Annotated in this window: 17 protein-coding genes; 4 read left to right on the top strand and 13 right to left on the bottom strand. The window is 66.6% G+C overall.

What is annotated here, in order from left to right:
- Positions 1 to 5: 5 nt before the first annotated feature.
- The 4 genes from ABFA30_RS09270 to ABFA30_RS09255 are packed head-to-tail and all read right to left on the bottom strand — an operon-like array spanning position 6 to position 3,684.
- Positions 6 to 923, bottom strand: coding sequence for a biotin-dependent carboxyltransferase family protein (locus tag ABFA30_RS09270; protein ID WP_253081666.1), 918 nt, complete (start codon positions 921 to 923; stop codon positions 6 to 8).
- Positions 920 to 1,615, bottom strand: coding sequence for a 5-oxoprolinase subunit PxpB (gene pxpB / locus ABFA30_RS09265; protein ID WP_253081667.1), 696 nt, complete (start codon positions 1,613 to 1,615; stop codon positions 920 to 922). Before pxpB ends, ABFA30_RS09270 begins: the two co-directional genes overlap by 4 nt.
- Entirely contained in the window at positions 1,612 to 2,391 is a 780-nt protein-coding gene (locus ABFA30_RS09260) for a 5-oxoprolinase subunit PxpA (protein WP_225789835.1), read from the bottom strand. Before ABFA30_RS09260 ends, pxpB begins: the two co-directional genes overlap by 4 nt.
- A 9-nt stretch (positions 2,392 to 2,400) precedes the next feature.
- Positions 2,401 to 3,684, bottom strand: coding sequence for an MFS transporter (locus ABFA30_RS09255; RefSeq protein ID WP_410045361.1), 1,284 nt, complete (start codon positions 3,682 to 3,684; stop codon positions 2,401 to 2,403).
- Between the two features lie 147 nt (positions 3,685 to 3,831).
- Here ABFA30_RS09255 and ABFA30_RS09250 point away from each other — a divergent pair, with 147 nt between their 5' ends.
- Positions 3,832 to 4,743, top strand: a complete 912-nt coding sequence (locus tag ABFA30_RS09250) for a LysR family transcriptional regulator (protein WP_225789836.1) — start codon at positions 3,832 to 3,834, stop codon at positions 4,741 to 4,743.
- Between the two features lie 58 nt (positions 4,744 to 4,801).
- On the opposite strand, the gene ABFA30_RS09245 is transcribed toward ABFA30_RS09250, so the two are convergent.
- Genes ABFA30_RS09245 through ABFA30_RS09235 form a run of 3 tightly spaced genes read right to left on the bottom strand, consistent with a single transcriptional unit; the run spans position 4,802 to position 6,619 of the window.
- A complete protein-coding gene (locus tag ABFA30_RS09245) occupies positions 4,802 to 5,323 on the bottom strand; it encodes a DUF2937 family protein (protein WP_225789837.1) in 522 nt (173 codons plus the stop codon).
- An 11-nt stretch (positions 5,324 to 5,334) separates the two neighbouring features.
- The gene (locus ABFA30_RS09240) at positions 5,335 to 6,108 is read right to left on the bottom strand and encodes a class II glutamine amidotransferase (RefSeq protein WP_225789838.1); all 774 of its coding nucleotides are present in this window, start codon (positions 6,106 to 6,108) and stop codon (positions 5,335 to 5,337) included.
- 16 nt (positions 6,109 to 6,124) lie between these two features.
- Positions 6,125 to 6,619, bottom strand: a complete 495-nt coding sequence (locus ABFA30_RS09235; protein WP_225789839.1) for an MFS transporter — start codon at positions 6,617 to 6,619, stop codon at positions 6,125 to 6,127.
- Positions 6,620 to 6,844: 225 nt separating this feature from the next.
- Between ABFA30_RS09235 and ABFA30_RS09230 the strand changes: the two genes are divergently transcribed.
- Positions 6,845 to 8,896 carry a S9 family peptidase gene (locus ABFA30_RS09230; RefSeq protein WP_410045360.1) on the top strand — a complete coding sequence of 684 codons (2,052 nt, stop codon included), beginning with the start codon at positions 6,845 to 6,847 and terminating at the stop codon, positions 8,894 to 8,896.
- On the opposite strand, the gene ABFA30_RS09225 is transcribed toward ABFA30_RS09230, so the two are convergent.
- Positions 8,874 to 9,164 carry a hypothetical protein gene (locus ABFA30_RS09225; protein WP_253081670.1) on the bottom strand — a complete coding sequence of 97 codons (291 nt, stop codon included), beginning with the start codon at positions 9,162 to 9,164 and terminating at the stop codon, positions 8,874 to 8,876. The two genes, ABFA30_RS09230 and ABFA30_RS09225, sit on opposite strands and share 23 nt — an antisense overlap.
- A gap of 134 nt (positions 9,165 to 9,298) precedes the next feature.
- Between ABFA30_RS09225 and ABFA30_RS09220 the strand changes: the two genes are divergently transcribed.
- A complete protein-coding gene (locus ABFA30_RS09220; RefSeq protein WP_225789842.1) occupies positions 9,299 to 9,667 on the top strand; it encodes a YajD family HNH nuclease in 369 nt (122 codons plus the stop codon).
- Between the two features lie 104 nt (positions 9,668 to 9,771).
- Here the strand turns inward: ABFA30_RS09220 and ABFA30_RS09215 are convergent, their stop codons facing one another.
- The 5 genes from ABFA30_RS09215 to ABFA30_RS09195 form a co-directional block, all read right to left on the bottom strand.
- The gene (locus ABFA30_RS09215; protein ID WP_253081671.1) at positions 9,772 to 11,262 is read right to left on the bottom strand and encodes an aldehyde dehydrogenase; all 1,491 of its coding nucleotides are present in this window, start codon (positions 11,260 to 11,262) and stop codon (positions 9,772 to 9,774) included.
- A 1-nt stretch (position 11,263) separates the two neighbouring features.
- Positions 11,264 to 12,166: a dihydrodipicolinate synthase family protein gene (locus ABFA30_RS09210; protein WP_253081672.1), complete on the bottom strand. Its 903-nt coding sequence runs from the start codon at positions 12,164 to 12,166 to the stop codon at positions 11,264 to 11,266.
- A gap of 70 nt (positions 12,167 to 12,236) precedes the next feature.
- Positions 12,237 to 13,565: an MFS transporter gene (locus ABFA30_RS09205; RefSeq protein ID WP_410045359.1), complete on the bottom strand. Its 1,329-nt coding sequence runs from the start codon at positions 13,563 to 13,565 to the stop codon at positions 12,237 to 12,239.
- Positions 13,566 to 13,748: 183 nt separating this feature from the next.
- Positions 13,749 to 15,068 carry an NAD(P)/FAD-dependent oxidoreductase gene (locus ABFA30_RS09200; protein WP_410045358.1) on the bottom strand — a complete coding sequence of 440 codons (1,320 nt, stop codon included), beginning with the start codon at positions 15,066 to 15,068 and terminating at the stop codon, positions 13,749 to 13,751.
- A gap of 58 nt (positions 15,069 to 15,126) precedes the next feature.
- Positions 15,127 to 15,849 (bottom strand): GntR family transcriptional regulator, encoded by a 723-nt coding sequence (locus tag ABFA30_RS09195; protein ID WP_253081675.1) that lies wholly within the window; start codon positions 15,847 to 15,849, stop codon positions 15,127 to 15,129.
- A 336-nt stretch (positions 15,850 to 16,185) separates the two neighbouring features.
- On the opposite strand from ABFA30_RS09195, the gene ABFA30_RS09190 reads away from it, so the two are divergent.
- On the top strand, positions 16,186 to 16,503 hold the full coding sequence (locus ABFA30_RS09190) for a YgaP-like transmembrane domain (protein ID WP_225789848.1): 318 nt from the start codon (positions 16,186 to 16,188) through the stop codon (positions 16,501 to 16,503).
- Positions 16,504 to 17,048: the final 545 nt, after the last annotated feature.

Genomic DNA, 17,048 nt, shown 5'->3' with positions numbered 1-17,048 from the left:
CAGCCTCAGCCCCAACGCCCCAGATACCCCTGCTGCTCCCGCCAGGCCTGCTCCTGCACCACCGCCCTGAACCGCACCACCGCCCCCGGCAGGCACTGCGCCAGTTGCGCCAGCGCCAGCGGCGTCAACGCGCCCAAGCGTGGATAACCACCAATCGTCTGCCGGTCATTGAGCAACACGATCGGCTGCCCATCCGGCGGCACCTGCACCGCTCCCAGCGGTATCCCTTCGGAAATCATCGGCGCCCCCTGGTAGACCAGTCGAGGCCCCAACAAGCGGATGCCCATGCGGTCCGCGCGGCTGTCCAGGGTCCAGTCGCTGTTGAATGCCTCGAACAGGCTGGTGCCACTGAACGCACCGATCTGCGCGCCCATCACCAGGTCCAGAACAGGCTTCGCCTCATGGGCCGGGCGCAACGCCTCGGGCACTTCGCGCAACGCCGGCGAAGCCTCGCCGAACACCAGCATCTGTCCCTTGACCAACGCCCCGCCCCGGCCATCGATCCCACCCAACGCCTCGCGCACGACCGTCGCGCAACTGCCCAGCACCGCCTCGCCCTGGAAGCCGCCCGGAGCCGCCAGGTAGGCACGCACGCCCTGGCGAGGCTGTTTCAGGGTCAGTTGCTGGCCCTTGCCCAGGGTGAAACTGCGCCACGGCGCCAATGGCCGATCATCGACCCGCGCCTCCAGATCCGCCCCGGCCAGGGCCAGCACGCAATCCTGCTCGGCCACCACGCTGAAGCCGCCGAGCGCCACCTCCACCACCGGCGCACCGAGGGCATTGCCCAGCAGCCAGTTGGCCCAGCTCATCGCCACCCAGTCCAGCGCCCCGCCCTGGGTCACGCCCAGGTGGCACACGCCGAACCGCCCGGCATCCTGCAACTGGCACAGCGCCGTGCTGGCCTCGATCCTCAACTGCCTCATGCCTGGGCCTCCAACGGGCTATCGTCACCGCCCAGCCTGACGAACTCGGCGCGATCCACCGCCACGAAGCGCACCCGGTCGCCGGGTTGCAGCAAGCTGTAGCCCTCGCGCCCACGGTCGAACAAACGCACCGGGGTACGCCCGATCAGGTTCCAGCCGCCCGGCGATACCGCCGGATACGCGGCGGTCTGCCGCTCGGCGATGCCGACGCTACCGGCTGCCACGCGCTTGCGCGGGGTAGCCAGGCGCGGCGTGGCCAGGCGTTCGTCCACCAGGCCCATGAACGCGAAACCGGGGGCGAAGCCCAGGGCGAACACCGGGTACTCGCGCTCGCTGTGCAAACGGATCACCCCCGCCTCGCCCAGCCCGCTGCGCGCGGCCAGCAGTGGCAGCTCGGGCCCGACGCTGGCGTCGTACCACACCGGTAGCTCGTGCCGGCGCCCGGCATTGCCCGTATCGGGCCGCAGCCCTTCCAGCGCCTGGTCGATCAGTGCCCTCGCCGCGCCCGGCGCCAGGTCGAACTGCACCATCAGCGTGGTGTAGGACGGCACCAGTTCGACCAGGCGCGCGCCGAACGCCGCGCGCAGGCGCTGGCTGGCGGCGAGGATCCAGGGCATGTTGGTCTCGTCGATGACGTCGAACAGGCGCACCATCAGGCTGTCGACGGCCACCACCTCGATACGTGGGTTCATGGCTGCTCCAGGGCGTCGAGGGCCTGGCGGATCTGCCGCACGGCAGCCACCGAGCTGTCGTTGTCGCCATGCACGCACAAGGTACTGGCGTGTAGCCGAACGGCGCTGCCATCGTCGGCCACCAGCGCCTCGCCCCGGGCCAGGCGCAGGGCCTGTTCGACCACCAATGCCGGGTCGTGGTGTACCGCGCCGGGTAGGCGCCGCGAAACCAGGTGGCCGCTGGCGGTGTAGGCACGGTCGGCGAAGGCCTCGAACCACAAGGGCACACCGACTTTCTCGCCCAGGGCACGGGCCGCACTGTCGTCGGCGGTCGCCATGAGCATCAGCGGCAGGCTGGCATCGTAGGCGGCCACGGCCTCCAGCACGGTGCGCAGCTTGAGCGGGTCGGCCATCATGTCGTTGTACAGCGCGCCATGGGGCTTGACGTAGGCCACGCGGCCACCGAGCACCCGGCAGATGCCATCCAGGGCACCGATCTGGTAGTGCAACAGGTCACGGATCTCCTCCGTGCTGCAGGCCATGGAGCGGCGGCCGAAGCCGACCAGGTCCGGGTAGGCCGGGTGGGCACCGACGGTCACGCCGTGCTCCAGGGCCAGCGCCACGGTGCGGCGCATGGTGCCCGGGTCGCCGGCGTGGTAGCCGCAGGCGATGTTGGCGCAGTCGATGTAGGGCATGACCTCGGCATCCAGGCCCATGCGCCAACTGCCGAAACTCTCACCCATGTCGCAATTGAGTAGCAGGCGTTTCACCTGGCGGGCTCCCCTGTCGATGTTCATATGCCTACCTTACCGCGCCTGGAGTTCTTTGCCGCGGGTTTCCGGCAGGCTCAACGCGGCGAGGATCACCACGCCATAGGACACCGCGGCGAACCCGCCGATGCCCAGGCCCAGCGGCACCTTCTGGCTGAGCAGGCCGATCAGCAGCGGGAAGAACGCCGCGATGGCACGGCCGACGTTGTAGCAGAAACCCTGCCCCGAGCCACGGATGCGGGTGGGGAACAGTTCGGTGAGGAAGGCACCCATGCCACTGAAGATGCCCGAGGCGAAGAAGCCCAGGGGGAACCCGAGCCACAGCATGACGCCATCGCTGACCGGGATCTGGGTATAGAGCAGGACGATGATGAACGACCCCACGGCGAACAGGATGAAGTTCTTCTTGCGGCCCAGCAGGTCGGTAAGGTAGGCGCTGATCACGTAGCCGACATAGGAACCGACGATCACCATCGCCAGGTAGCCGCCGGTGCCCAGCACGCTCAGGCCGCGCTCGTTCTTGAGGAAGGTCGGCAGCCAGGAGGTGATGGCGTAGTAGCCGCCCAAGGCGCCGGTGGTCAGCAGGGAGGCGCGCAGGGTGGTCCAGAGCATGCCGGGGGCGAAGATCTCGTAGAAGTGCGAAGGCGCTTCGGCTTTTTCCACGGCCTTGGCTGCCCGGTACACCTCCGGGTCCTTGACCAGGCGGCGGACGAAGATCACGAACACCGCCGGCACGATGCCCAGCAGGAACAGCGCCCGCCAGGCCTGCTCGGGCGGCAGGAAGGAGAACAGCAGCGCATAGAGGATCGCCGTCAGCCCCCAGCCGATGGCCCAGCCGGACTGCACCATGCCCACCGCCTTGCCACGGTCCTGGGCGCGGATCACCTCGCCGATCAGCACCGCGCCGGCGGTCCATTCGCCACCGAAGCCGAAGCCCATCAGGGTGCGGGCGACCAGCAATTGCTCGTAGCTCTGGGCGAAGCCGCAGAGGAAGGTGAAAAAGGCGAACCACAGTACCGTCAACTGCAGGGTCCGTACCCGACCGATGCGGTCGGAGAGAATGCCGGCGATCCAGCCGCCCAGGGCCGAGGCGATCAACGTGCTGGTGTGGATCAGCCCGGCCTCGGCGGTGGTGATGCCCCACAGGGCGATCAGGGTGGGGATGACGAAGCTCAGCATCTGAGTGTCCATGCCGTCCAGGCCATAGCCGATCTTGCAGCTCCAGAAGGTGCGCCGTTGCTGTCGGTCGATGTCGCGGTACCAGGCGAAGGGGCCGGTCGACACCGGGGAAGATGCCTGCTGCATGCCGGATGGGTTCATGATTGCCTCGGCTTGTTGGTATTGTTTTGCGAGCGACGGGTACCGTCGCGGCCTGGGCGCCATTGTTCAGAGGCCGTGGGGTGAGCGTCCAACGATAAAATCCGTCTGTCTGGGATAAGAAAACCTGATCACCCCTGCGAGCACACCATGAACCTCCGATTCCTCGAAACCTTCGTCTGGGTCGCCCGGCTCAAGAGCTTTCGCCTCACCGCCGAGAAGCTGTTCACCACCCAGGCCTCGGTGTCCAGCCGCATCGCCGCCCTCGAGGCGGACCTGGGCGTGAAGCTGCTGCTGCGCGACTCGCGCGGGGTCAGCCTGACCCCGGAGGGCAGCAAGGTGCTGGAGTACGCCGAGCGCATGCTCGACACCGCCAAGGCCATGAAGCGCTCGCTGGACAGCGACCGGGCCAAGGTCGGGCGGATCCGCATCGGCGTGATGGACACGGTGATCCACACCTGGATGAGCGCCCTGGTGGCCGAACTCAGCGAACGCTATCCGCAGGTGGAAATCGAGCTGGTGGCCGATACCGCGCTGAACCTGCGCGAGCAGTTGCAGAAGGGCTTTCTCGACGTGATCCTGCAGACCGACCTGCTGCGCCAGGAGTCGATCCGCAGCACCGACCTGGCCCGCTACCCCATGGGCTGGATCGTCGCCGCAGGCTCCCTCCATCATCGCGACTACGCCTCGTTGGCCGAGCTGGCCCGGGAGCGCATCGTCACCTTCTCGAAGAACTCACGCCCGCACCAGGAAGTGCTCAGCCTGCTGCAGGCCGCGGGTGCCGAGACACCACGGCTGAACTGCGTGAACTCGGTGGCGGCCATCACCCGCCTGCTGCGCGACGGCTTCGGCATCGGTGCCCTGCCCCCGGCGCTGGTCGATGCCGAACTGGCCCGGGGCGAGTTGGTGTTGCTGGAAGGCTTGCAGCCACCGCCGAGCCTGGAGCTGGTGGTGGCCTGGCAGACTGGGGTGGAACTGGTGGACGAGGTGGTGGCGCTGTGCAGGCAGGTGCTGGAGCGGTATGCGCGGGATGTGGGTGGGCAGCGGATCGTGCTGGTCTGAACCCGGTGGGGTGCCCGTTCCAGTCCAGCCCCAAGATTACCAAGGGTGCGCCCAGCCCCTAGCGCCAGCTCTCCTTCACCGCCTTGCGCCGCCCCCCGAGGATCGCCCAGCCAACCAGCAGCAACAGGCTCTCCACCACCAGCGCCAGGACGAACCCGGCCCCCAGCCCCCAGCCGATCGCCTCGGGCACCAGCAGGATCTGGTAGCTGTAGCCCTTGAGCGTCTCCTCGCGCAGCTGCGGGTCGGGCTGCACCAGCACATGCCAGGTACGGCTCACCCACGGCCCTTGCAATGCCTGCCATTCGCGCTCCAGCAGGCGATTGCGCAGCAGCAGGCTCTCGATGCTGTTGGCATCGCTGTTGAACACCGGGTCGTCGCTGCTGCGGTAGTGCCGCACCAGGGCCTGCAGGTCGCCATTGAAAAAGCGCTGCGCGGTCTCCTCGAACCCCGACAGGGCCTGGCGCGATTCGAACAGGTGCGCCTCGACCCGCTGGCTGTAGGCCTCGATCAGCCCCGGCACCTGGATGCCGGCCAGCAGGCCGAAGGTGAACAGCAGCAAGCGCAGGTAGCTTCTGAACATGGACGGGCTTCCTAGCTCTGCCCCTGGGCGACGCTTTCGCCATGCCGCCACAGGGCCCATTGACCCGGCTCGTAGCGCTGCCAGGTCTCGTTCTCGGTCAAGGCCTCGGTGGCGATCACCGTGACCACGTCGTTGGGGGTGGTTTCGGCCTGGAAGTCGACGTTCAGGTCGACATCCTTCAGCCGCGCCGGGCCGAACGGCGCGCGTCGGGTGATATGCACCAGCTTGGTCGAGCAGAAGCAGAACAGCCAGTCGCCATCGCTGAGCAGGCAGTTGAACACGCCCTTGCCGCGGTACCCCGCACAGGCTTCGACCAGCACCGGCAGCAGCTGTTCCACCGCCACCGGCTCCGGGAAGGCCACGCGCACGCGGTTGAGCAGGTCGCAGAAGGCCGCCTCGCTGTCGGTGTCGCCCACCGGCCGGTAGAAGGTGGTCTCGCCACGGAAGTCGCCGAGCTGGCCGTTGTGCGCGAAGCACCAGTTGCGCCCCCACAGCTCGCGGACGAACGGATGGGTATTGGCCAGGCAGACCCTGCCGACATTGGCCTGGCGGATGTGGCCGATGACCACCTCGCTCTTGATCGGGTAGCGCTGCACCAGGTTGGCCACCTCCGACTCGCTGCTCGCCGCCGGGTCCTGGAACAGGCGCAGGCCGCGCCCTTCGTAGAAGCCGATGCCCCAGCCGTCGCGGTGCGGGCCGGTCCGTCCGCCGCGCTGCATCAGGCCGGTGAAGCTGAAGACGATGTCGGTGGGGACGTTGGCGCTCATGCCCAGCAGTTCGCACATGCTCGTGGCTCTCCGCTTACAGGCGTGGCTCGACACGGCCAGGGCCGGCCGGGGCCGGTGGCGGGTCGTCGCGGTAGCGGTCGCGGCGATCGGCGGCCACTGGCGCTGCGGCCATCACCTCATCGTCCTCTTCGGCCTGGCGCCGGGTGGTGGCCTCGGCCTTCTCCCTGCGTTCGCGGGCGCGTTTTTCCAGCGGCCAGCGCAGCAGGACGAAGAGGATGTAGACGGCGAAGGCGATCATGCCGTACATGGCCAGGTCCGACGCCGCGCGCCAGGCGTTGTTGCCGACCTTGAACGCCAGGTCCAGGGTGGTGATGGCGATGGCCGGGGCGAAGCTTTCCTTGACCGGGTCGACGATGGTCGGGGTCAGCAGCAGCACCGCCAGGACCACCCGCAGCGGTTCGCGCAGCCAGCGCCACATCCAGCCGGTGAGTTTGAAGCCCACCAGCAGGCAGCCCAGGGCGGCAAAAGCGTACAGGCCCCAGGCGAGGGTGTAGTCGTTCTCGGTCATGGTGTTCGTGCAAGCCAGGCAAAGAGATGCCTATGATAAACACTTTTCCGGATGCCGGCGCGTCCACCGCCAACCGAGGGCTGCTGCAGCGGCCCCTTCGCGGGCAAGCCCGCTCCCACAAGGTCCTGCGAACCCTCTCATCGGTGATCGACTCGGGCCCTGTGGGGGCGGGCCCGCGCAAGGGGGCCACCTCGCCAGCACGAGCCCACAGCCAAGAGACTTTCCATGCCCGCCACCACCCGCACGCTCCAGCCGCCCATCGCCCGCCAGGCCCCGGGCGCCGATCCCTACGCCTGGCTGCAAGCCCGCGACACCCCCGAGGTCCTGGCCTACCTGGCCGAAGAGAACGCCTACCAGGAGGCCTGCCTGGCCGACCAGGCGCCCTTGCGCGAGCACTTGTTCGAGGAAATCAAAGGCCGCATCCTGGAAACCGACCTGTCGCTGCCCTCGCCCTGGGGCCCATACCTGTACTACACCCGCACCACCGCCGGCGACGAATACCCGCGCCACTACCGCTGCCCGCGCCCGGCGGACGACGCCAACACAGTCGATGAAAGCCGCGAGCAACTGCTGCTCGACCCCAACGCGCTGGCTGCTGGCGGCTTCCTGGCCCTCGGCACGTTCAACGTCAGCCCCGACCATCGCCTGCTGGCCTACAGCCTCGACACCAGCGGCGACGAGGTCTACACCCTGTACGTCAAGGACCTGGCCAGCGGCAGCGTCACCGCCCTGCCCTTCGAGGACTGCGACGGCAGCATGACCTGGGCCAACGACAGCCGCACGCTGTTCTTCGCCGAACTGGACGACACCCACCGCCCTTGGCGCCTGCGTCGCCATACCCTGGGCGAAGACAGCGCACCGACGGTGTTCGAAGAGCCCGACGGCCGCTTCTTCCTGCATTGCTACCGGGCCAGCTCCGAACGCCAGTTGGTCCTGTCGCTCAACAGCAAGACCACCAGCGAAGCCTGGGTGCTGGATGCCGAAACCCCGCTGGCGCCCTTCACCTGCCTGGCGCCCCGGGTCGAGGGCCACGAGTACTTCCCCGACCACGGCCAGCTCGACGGTCAGTGGCGCTGGTTCATCCGCAGCAACCAGGACGGCATCAACTTCGCCCTGTTCCACGCGCCGGCCGAGCAAGTCCCCAGCCGCGACCAGTGGCAGGCGCTGGTGCCGCACCGCGACGATGTCATGCTCGAAGGCCTGAGCCTGAATGCCGGCGCCCTGACCCTGAGCCTGCGCGAAGGCGGCCTGCCGATCATCGAGGTCCGCCCCCAGGGCCTTGCGCCCTACCGCGTCGAGCTGCCGGATGCGGCCTACAGCCTCTACGTGCAGGACAGCCTGGAATTCACCAGCACGCGCATTCGCCTGCGCTACGAGGCGCTCAACCGCCCGGCCCAGGTGCGCCAGCTGGTACTGGCCAGCGGTGAGCAGGCCGTGCTCAAGCAAACCCCGGTGCTCGGCGCCTTCGACCCCGACGCCTATGTCAGCGAGCGCCTCTGGGCCGTCGCCGGAGACGGCACTCGCGTACCGATCAGCCTGGTGCGCCGCCGCCAGGACCAGGGCCGCTGCGTACCGCTCTACCTCTACGGCTACGGCGCCTATGGCGAAAGCCTCGACCCTTGGTTCTCCCACGCTCGCCTGAGCCTGCTGGAACGTGGCGTGGCCTTCGCCATCGCCCATGTGCGCGGCGGTGGCGAGCTGGGCGAGGCCTGGTACCGGGCCGGCAAGCAAGCACACAAGCAGAACAGCTTCGACGACTTCATCGCCTGCGCCGAATACCTGGTCGCCGAGGGCGTGACCAGCCGCGAGCGCCTGGTCATCAGCGGCGGCAGCGCCGGCGGCCTGCTGATGGGCGCGGTGCTCAACCAGCGCCCCGAGCTGTTCCGCTGCGCCATCGCCGAGGTACCGTTCGTCGACGTGCTCAATACCATGCTCGACCCAGAGCTGCCGCTGACCGTCACCGAGTACGACGAATGGGGCAACCCCGAGGATCCGCAGGTGTACGCGCGTATCAAGGCCTACGCCCCCTACGAGAACGTCAAGGCCCAGGCCTACCCGGCCATGCTGGTGGTCGCCGGCTACAACGACAGCCGCGTGCAGTACTGGGAGGCGGCCAAGTGGGTGGCGCGCCTGCGCACCTGCAAGACCGACGACAACCTGTTGCTGCTCAAGACCGAGATGGGCGCCGGGCACGGCGGCATGAGCGGGCGCTATCAGGGCCTGCGCGACGTGGCGCTGGAGTATGCGTTCGTCCTCAACGAACTGGGCGTGGCGTAGTCACGGGAGGCCTCGGCGGGTCCTGCCGCAGGCCCGGCAAGGGTTGGTCCTTGGGTGGGCCGGGCACGGGCATCGGTGGCAGCAAGGGCGAACCGGGCTGGTGGTCGCCCGTCTTGGGCGGGGTGCTGGGCGTGATCTGCGGATAGGGTGTCGGCGTCGGGGTGCCCGGGGCACCCGGCACGGGCGTGACGATCCGTGGCTGCAGGCTGGCGGCATCGGCCACGGGCGCGCTGGCGAGGATCAGTACGGCGAGGATCGCATGGAACATCAGCAACCTCCTGCTAGAAATCTTCCTACAGGCTAAGCCGAATATGATCGTTTTGCCTGTCCGACACCCCGCCAGCCGCGCTAGACTCGCAGGCATAACCGTCATCCGCCTGATTACAAGAAAGGTAATACCCCATGAGTTCGGCCTCCACGTCCGCCGCCACCGCCCGCCTCGACCGCATCCTCGCCGATGCCAAGCGCGACAAGGAAATGGGCTATCGCGACAAGGCGCTGAAGATGTACCCGCACGTTTGCGGCCGCTGCGCCCGGGAGTTTTCCGGCAAGCGCCTGTCGGAGCTGACCGTGCACCATCGTGACCACAACCACGACAACAACCCCCAGGACGGTTCGAACTGGGAACTGCTGTGCCTGTATTGCCATGACAACGAGCATGCCCGCTACACCGACCAGCAGTACTTCAGCGAAGGCTCGCTGAGCACGCCGAAGATCGACAAGGCGACCCACAACCCGTTCGCCGGGTTGGCGCAGCTGCTCAAGAAATGAGGTGAGCGCGGGGCGCCGCCGCGAATAGGCCAGCACTGCCTGCATGACAGGCAGTGCCGGGATCGGTGCCGAACGCCGTCAGAACAGCACCGGTACTGCTCGGATCACGAAGCGTTGATCCAGATGGTCTTGAGCTCCGTGTACTGGTCATGGGCCCAGATGGACTTGTCACGCCCACCGAAGCCAGACTCCTTGTAGCCACCGAACGGCGTCGAGGCATCGCCCTCGCCGAAGCAGTTGACCGTCACCACGCCGGCGCGGATCTCCCGCGACAGGCGCAAGGCATTGCGCAGGCTGCCGGTATAGGCCGAGGCGGCCAGGCCATAGACGGTGTCGTTGGCCAGTTCGATGGCCTGGTCAATGGTCGAGAAGGTGGTCACGCTCAGCACCGGGCCGAAGATCTCCTCGATGAACAGCTTGCTGTCGCGGGCCACGCCATCGACGATGGTCGGCTGCACGAACACGCCCGACTCGGTCTGGCCACCCTGCACCACCGAGAGCTTCTGCTCGACGGCATACTCCAGGTAGGACTTGACCTTCTCGAAGTGCGACTTGCTGACCATCGCGCCCAAGCGATTCTCCGGGTCCAACGGGTCGCCCAGCTTCCAGTCGCCCAGGTGCTTGGCCACCAACTTCAGCAGTTCGTCCTTGACGTCCTCATGGACGATCAGGCGCGAGGACGCCGAGCAGTTCTCGCCCATGTTCCAGAACGCACCGGCGGTGACGAACTGGGCCACTTCGTCCAGGTCCTCGCAGTCGTTCATGACCACGGCCGGGTTCTTGCCCCCAAGCTCCAGCACCACGCGCTTGAGGTTGGACTCGGCGGCGTACTTGAGGAACAGGCGGCCGGTATCGGTCGAGCCGGTGAAGCTGACCATGGCGATGTCCATGTGGCGACCGATCGCCTCGCCCGCCTCGCGGCCACCGCCCGGGGTGATGTTGAACACGCCCGGTGGAATGCCCGCCTCATGGGCCAGCTCGACCACGCGCAGGGCGCTGAGGGTGGTTTCCTTGGCCGGCTTGACCACGATGGAGCAACCGGCGGCCAGCGACGGGGCGATCTTCCAGGCCAGCATCAGCAGCGGGAAGTTCCACGGCAGCACCAGGCCGACCACGCCGATGGCCTCGCGCACCACCATGGTCACGGCGGCATTGCCGGTCGGGGCGGTGTTGTCGTAGATCTTGTCGATCAGCTCGGCGTGCCAACGAAGGGTGTGGATGGTTTCCGGCACATCGACGTTCTGGCACTCGCTGACCGGCTTGCCGCTGTCCAGCGCTTCCAGCACGGCCAGCTCGTGGGCGTTGTCTTCCAGCAGTTGGGCGAACTTGAGCAGCACATGCTTGCGCTCGCCAGGTTGCAGCTTGGCCCAGCGGCCGTCTTCGAAGGCGCGCTTGGCAGCAGCGACGGCAAGGTCGACGTCCTGCACGTCGCAGGCGGCGACTTCGGCCAACGGCTGGCCAGTGGCCGGGTTGGTGGTGACGAAGGTCCGGCCCGAGAGCGCATCGCGGAACTCGCCATCGATGAACGCCTGGGTTCGTGGTTGCAGTTCGGCGGCGATGGCCGCGTACTGTTCCTTGCTCAGCAATTCAGCCATTTCAGGCACCTCCAGTGATGTGCGCGATAGTGCGCTTGAGTTCGGCCACGACGCCCTTGAGGGCCTCTTTCTCTTCGCCATCCAGGCCATGCAGCGGGGCGCGCACGCCGCCGGTGGCCAGGCCATTGAGCTCGCAGCCATACTTGATCGACTGGACGAACTTGCCCCCTTCCAGGACGTCCATCAGCGGCATCATGGCGGCCATGATGCGGCGGCCCTTGTCGAAGTCCTTCTCCAGCACGCAAGCCTCGTACAGGGCCACGTGCTCGCGCGGGATGAAGTTGGAGCCGGCGCAGACCCAGCTCTTGGCACCCCAGGCGAAGAACTCCAGGGCTTGGTCGTCCCAGCCGCAGGACAGCGAGATGCTCGGGCGCTGGGTGGCCAGGCGGTGCAGTTGGTTCATGTCGCCGGAGCTTTCCTTGATGGCGACGATGTTCTTCACGTCGGCGACCGCGTCGAAGAACGCCTCGCCCATGCTCATGCCCATGCGGCCCGGGTAGTTGTAGAGCATGATCGGCAGGTCGGCAGCGGCGTCCACGGCCTTCACGTGCAGGGCGATTTCCTGCTGGGTCGGCAAAGCGTAGGGCGGCGTACCGACCAGCAGGGCGTCGGCCTTGATTTCCTTGGCGTGCTTGGCGAAGGCCACGGAATCCTCGGTCCGGATCGCGCCGGTCCCGACGATCAGCGGCAGGCGGCCGTTGAGCACGTCCTTGGCCTGGGCCGCCAGGTCGAAGCGCTCCTGGGCGGTGTGGGCGTAGTACTCGCCGGTAGAGCCGCCGATGATGACGCCATGGACCTTGGCGGCGACCAGGTACTCCAGGACCTCGGCGAACGCGGCCTTGTCGATGGAGCCATCCGCGGCCAGGGGCGTGATTGCCGGGGTGTAGATGCCTTCGAATTTCACAGTGAGTCCTCCAGTGCAACGATCGGTGTTGTTCAGGTCGCCCCGGCGAACCGGTGCGACATCTTGCGCATCAGTTCAGGGAAGCGGCCTGCTGCAGGTTCAGCGAGCGGGTCTCGGGAGCCAGGGCCCAGGAGAAGACCAGGCCAACCAAGGTGACGATGGCGGCGGCGTACATGGTGAACGCGATGCCGTAGCTGTCCAGGGCCATGGGCACCAACCAGGTGCCGACCGCCGCGCCGATCCGCGACATCGAGGTGCCCACGCCCACGGCGCCGGCACGGATCTCGGTGGGGAACAGCTCGTTCGGGTACACCAGTTGCAGCACCTGGGCGCCGCCGATGAACAGGGCGTAGGCGCCGAACAGGCCGAGGATCACCATCTCGGAACCGGCGTGGAAGACGCCCAGCCCCAGCAGTGCGAGGCCCGACCAGCAAAAGCTGTGGATCAGCATGCTGCGCCGCCCCAGGGTGTTGATCAGGCGCGTGGCGATGATGCAGCCGACGACGAACAGCAAGGTGATGGCCACCGAGCCGACCGAGGCCCAGTCGCCCTTGAGGTTGAGCGCTGCGAGCACCTTCGGTGCGAAGGCATACACGGCGAACACCGGGATCACCGAGCAGGTCCAGAACATGGTGACGAACAGCATGCGCTTGCCATACCCCGAGTGCAGCAGGCTGAGGAACGAGGGCTTCTTCTGCTCAGGCTCTTCCGGCAGGTTGCGCAGGGAGAAACCGTTGCCATAGACCTGCCGGATCACCGCCTCGGCCTCGTCGGCGCGCCCCTTGCTCAATAGCCAGCGCGGCGACTCCGGGGTGCCGATGCGCACCAGCAGCAACAGCGCGCCGATCAGCGCCGGGCTGGCCAGCACCAGGCGCCAGGCCTCGTCGCCCCCCTGGCGCAGGATGACGTCGCCGAGGATGTAGGCGAAGGCAGCACCGGCGAACCAGAGGATGGTCAGGGTGGCCAGGCGCGGGCCACGGTTCTTCTTCGGCAGGAACTCCACCAGCAGCGAGGTGGCCACCGGGTATTCGATGCCCACGGCGATGCCGATGGAAAAACGCAGCAGGAACAGCGCCACGGCCGATTCCACCCAGAACTGGCTGAGCGAAGCCAGGATGAACAAGGTCGGGCCAACGAAGAACACGCGCTTGCGCCCGAAGCGATCGGTCAGCCAACCACCGAGGAAGCCGCCGAAGAAGATGCCGATCAGCGCCGAAGCGGCGATCATGCCCTGCCAGAAGCTGGAAAGGCCCAGGCCAGCGGACATCTGCACCATGGCCACGCCGATGATGCTCAGCACGTAGCCATCGACGAACGAGCCGCCGCCGGACCGCAGGGTCAGCAACTGGTGAAAACGGTTGATCGGTACATCTTCAACGGAAATATTCGGACTTGTCATTATTGTTCCTGTTACTTCTGTATTGCGCTTTGTTCAGGACGAGCGAATCCGCGAAACCGAAAACAGCATTCAGTCCCGTTTGATCGAACTGCACATCTCGACCGTGGATTTCGGGCAAGGGGCGCCCGTGCCGGGCACACTGCGCCCGGCGGATTACACGCGATTCGTTAACCTAGCGAGCCATCAGCTTTCTTTTCCGGCGCGGTACTGCCCCCACATCAGGTTCAGGTTCAGGCCCAGGGAAACCAAGGGCTGCGGTGGATTCGCACAAGGCCCAGGGGCGTTCAGGAGAAAATCGATCAACTCGTTTCGCTCGCCCGCCAGCCAATCGGCCAGCAGTTTCCCGGTGACGGTGCCGCGCGTCACGCCCAGGCCGTTGCAGCACAATGCGCCGTATACATTCGGCGCCAACTTGCCGAAGAAGCCCATGTGATTGCGCGACAGGGCCAGGGCACCGCCCCAGGTGTATTCGAAGTCCACCCCGGGCAACATCGGGAAGCGCCGTTCGAACGAGGCACGGTGGCGGTGGACGAAGCGCTCCAGGTACTTGCGGTTGGCACGCCCGTCCGGGTTGTAGCTGAAGCTGTTGCGGATCAGCAGGCGGTTGTCGGGCGTGCGGCGCAAGGTGGTGCCGAACGGGTCCGCCGGAATCACGCCCCAGTATGGCTTGCCACCCAGGCGTGCCTGCTCTTGTTCGGTCAGCGGGCGGGTCAGGCTGCCATAGGTGAACACCGGCAGCATGCGGCCCTTGAGAAAGCCAAAGCTCATGCCGAAGGCATTGGTGGTCAGCACCAGGTTGTCGGCAGTGATCGAGCCGTTGGCGTGGCGCAGCACCACCTTGTCGCCATACTCCACGTCGGTGATCGGCGTGTGCTCGTAGAGCGAGACGTTGGCCGGCAGGCTGTCGGCCAGGCCCTTGACCAAGGCGGAGGGCTGGATCAGCGCGGTGCCGGGAGTGAACAGGCCCTTGCGGTAGAAATGCGTGCCGATGTGCTCGGGCAGGTCGCGGCCGTCGATCATCTCGTAGGGCTGGCCCAGCTTGTCCAGGCCACGGCGGTAGGCGTCCAGCACGGCGATGCCACGGTCCTCGACGGCGGCCTGGTACTTGCCGCAGTGGGTGAACTGGCAATCGATGTCGTAGCGTTCGACCAGTTCCTTGAGAAACGACTGCCCCCCCAGGTTCAGCTTGAGGACGGTCTTGGCGATGTCGATGTCGCCGATGTAGTCCTCGGCGCCGATGTCATGGGGCAAGTCGATGGCGAAACCGGCGTTGCGCCCGGAGGTGCCGAAGCCCACTTCCTGGGCCTCGATCAGCACGACCTGGTCATCGGGGAAGTTCGTTGCCAGCTGGCGCGCCGCGGCCAGGCCGGTGAAGCCGGCGCCGACCACGACCCAACGGGCCCTGCTGTTGCCACTGTGGGCCGGACGGGGCTGCCGGGGCTTGCTCAGGTGGTACCAGCCACAGGAGGCATCATCGGCAGGCAACGAAGTTATTCTTGTCATCTCATGAACCTGGGTATTGTTGTTGACTTGCGATCACCGCCATGGCGGTGACTGGACCTCACAGCGCCAAGGGCACGTCCATCCCCTGTGGCGCGGCGTATTCGGCCATGCGCCGGCGCGACAGCTCCATGTGCGCGCGAATCACCCGCCCGGCGGTCTCCGTGTCCCGCCGCTCGATCGCCTCGATGACCTGGTCGTGCTGGTCGCAGGCCAGCTCCAGGTCGCGTTGCATGTCGTCAGTGGTGGGGTGGCGGTAGAAGATCTTGCCCAGGCGCGTATGGTCGATGAGGATCCGACGCAGGCTCGGCAGCAGGTAGTCGTTGTGCGCCATCTTGCCGATCTCCAGGTGGAAGGCATCGTTGTAGAGCACGCGGTTTTCCACGTCCCGCTCCTCGATGGCCTTGCGGAACAGCGCCTGGATGCCCTTGAGTACCTCGACCTCGGCCGCGCTCGCATGGAGCGCGGCCAGCTGGGTGGTGGCCACGTAGATCAGCGGTGCGGCGAGGAAGAAGCTGTGCAGCGACTCGTGGTTCATCGCCGCCACCCGTGGTGCGCGGTTGGCTTCCAGCTCGATGTAGCCCTCGGCGGCGATCTGGCGCAGCAGTTCACGCACCGGCGGACGCGACAGGCCGAATTCGTCGCACAAGGCCAGTTCGTCCACCACCGCCCCGGGCGCGAGCTCCATGCTGAGGATCCGCCGCCGCAAGGCGTCGGCCAGGACGACCTTGCGGTCCTGGGGCGCTTCGGCACTGATCGGTTGGAGGTTGGCGGTGGCTTTCATGGTGGCCTTCTTTGTTGTCATGGCTCTGTGTCTACAGTTTGTATAACGAATATAGGGGAGCGTTAGACAATATGTCTACAGCTTTTTCGATGAACGGCTTATGCCCTGGAACCCACGTGGAACAAGGGCTTCAGTAGCATCTGGCTATTTGAGCACAGCGGCCCAGAGGCTGTCGCGAGATGCATGCCCAGATACGACAGGAAAGTCATCCAGACATGACGAATCGCCCTACGATCGATCATTTTTCGTACAGCCCAAGGTCCGTTCGGCACATGGAAGGAACGGGGGATTTTCACCAGGGTCAGCTGCATACCAACCCTTGGAGGAGGCCTTTCCATGCTCGATATCCATTCGCCAAGCCTGTCGCGCGACCACAATGTCCATGGTTGGGAACGCGCCAGCTCACTGGCCGGCGGTGCCCTGATGATCAGCAAGGGGCTGCGTCATGGCGGCCTGCTTGGCTTGTTGCAGGTCGCAGTGGGTGGCATGGCCCTGGCCCGGGGCATCAGCGGGCACTGCTCGACCAAGGCCTGGTGGCAGCGGCAGCGGGCGGAATATCACCGCCTGCGCGACGACATCGAGCGCAGTGCGGCAGAGCTGAAGGCGATCGAGGCCCGGGCAGAGGCGGCGGCGCAGACGGTGGCGAAGCCTTGAGCGCTGTTTTGCCTGGCCAGCCCCATTCGCGGGCAAGCCCGCCCCAGCGCTGACTTCAAGCACGGCGTGATTCTGGGAGATCACCCAGCCCTTCGGGCTACGCTGTCGCGCAGAGAACAGAGACCGAAAGAGCAACGGGGCCCCTGTGGGAGCGGGCTTGCCCGCGATCAAGGGCGTAGCCCTTGCCATATGTCGGTGGTGTCAGGGCTGGCCCAATCGCCGGCAAGCCGGCTCCCGCAGAGTGGTCGAGTCGATCACAAGTAATGTGGTTTGCAGGGGCCTGTGGGAGCGGGCTTGCCCGCGAACAAGGGCGTAGCCCTTGCCATATGTCGGTGGTGTCAGGGCTGGCCCAATCGCCGGCAAGCCGGCTCCCACAGGGCGGTCGAGTCGATCACAAGTAATGTGGTTTGCAGGGGCCTGTGGGAGCGGGCTTGCCCGCGATCAAGGGCGTAGCCCTTGCCATATGTCGGTGGTGTCAGGGCTGGCCCAATCGCCGGCAAGCCGGCTCCCACAGAGTGGTCGAGTCGATCACAAGTAATGTGGTT

Origin of the sequence: Pseudomonas sp. HLMP (assembly GCF_046365545.1) — a bacterium.
Classification (GTDB): domain Bacteria; phylum Pseudomonadota; class Gammaproteobacteria; order Pseudomonadales; family Pseudomonadaceae; genus Aquipseudomonas; species Aquipseudomonas guariconensis_B.
This window is presented reverse-complemented; position numbering and strand designations above follow the sequence as displayed.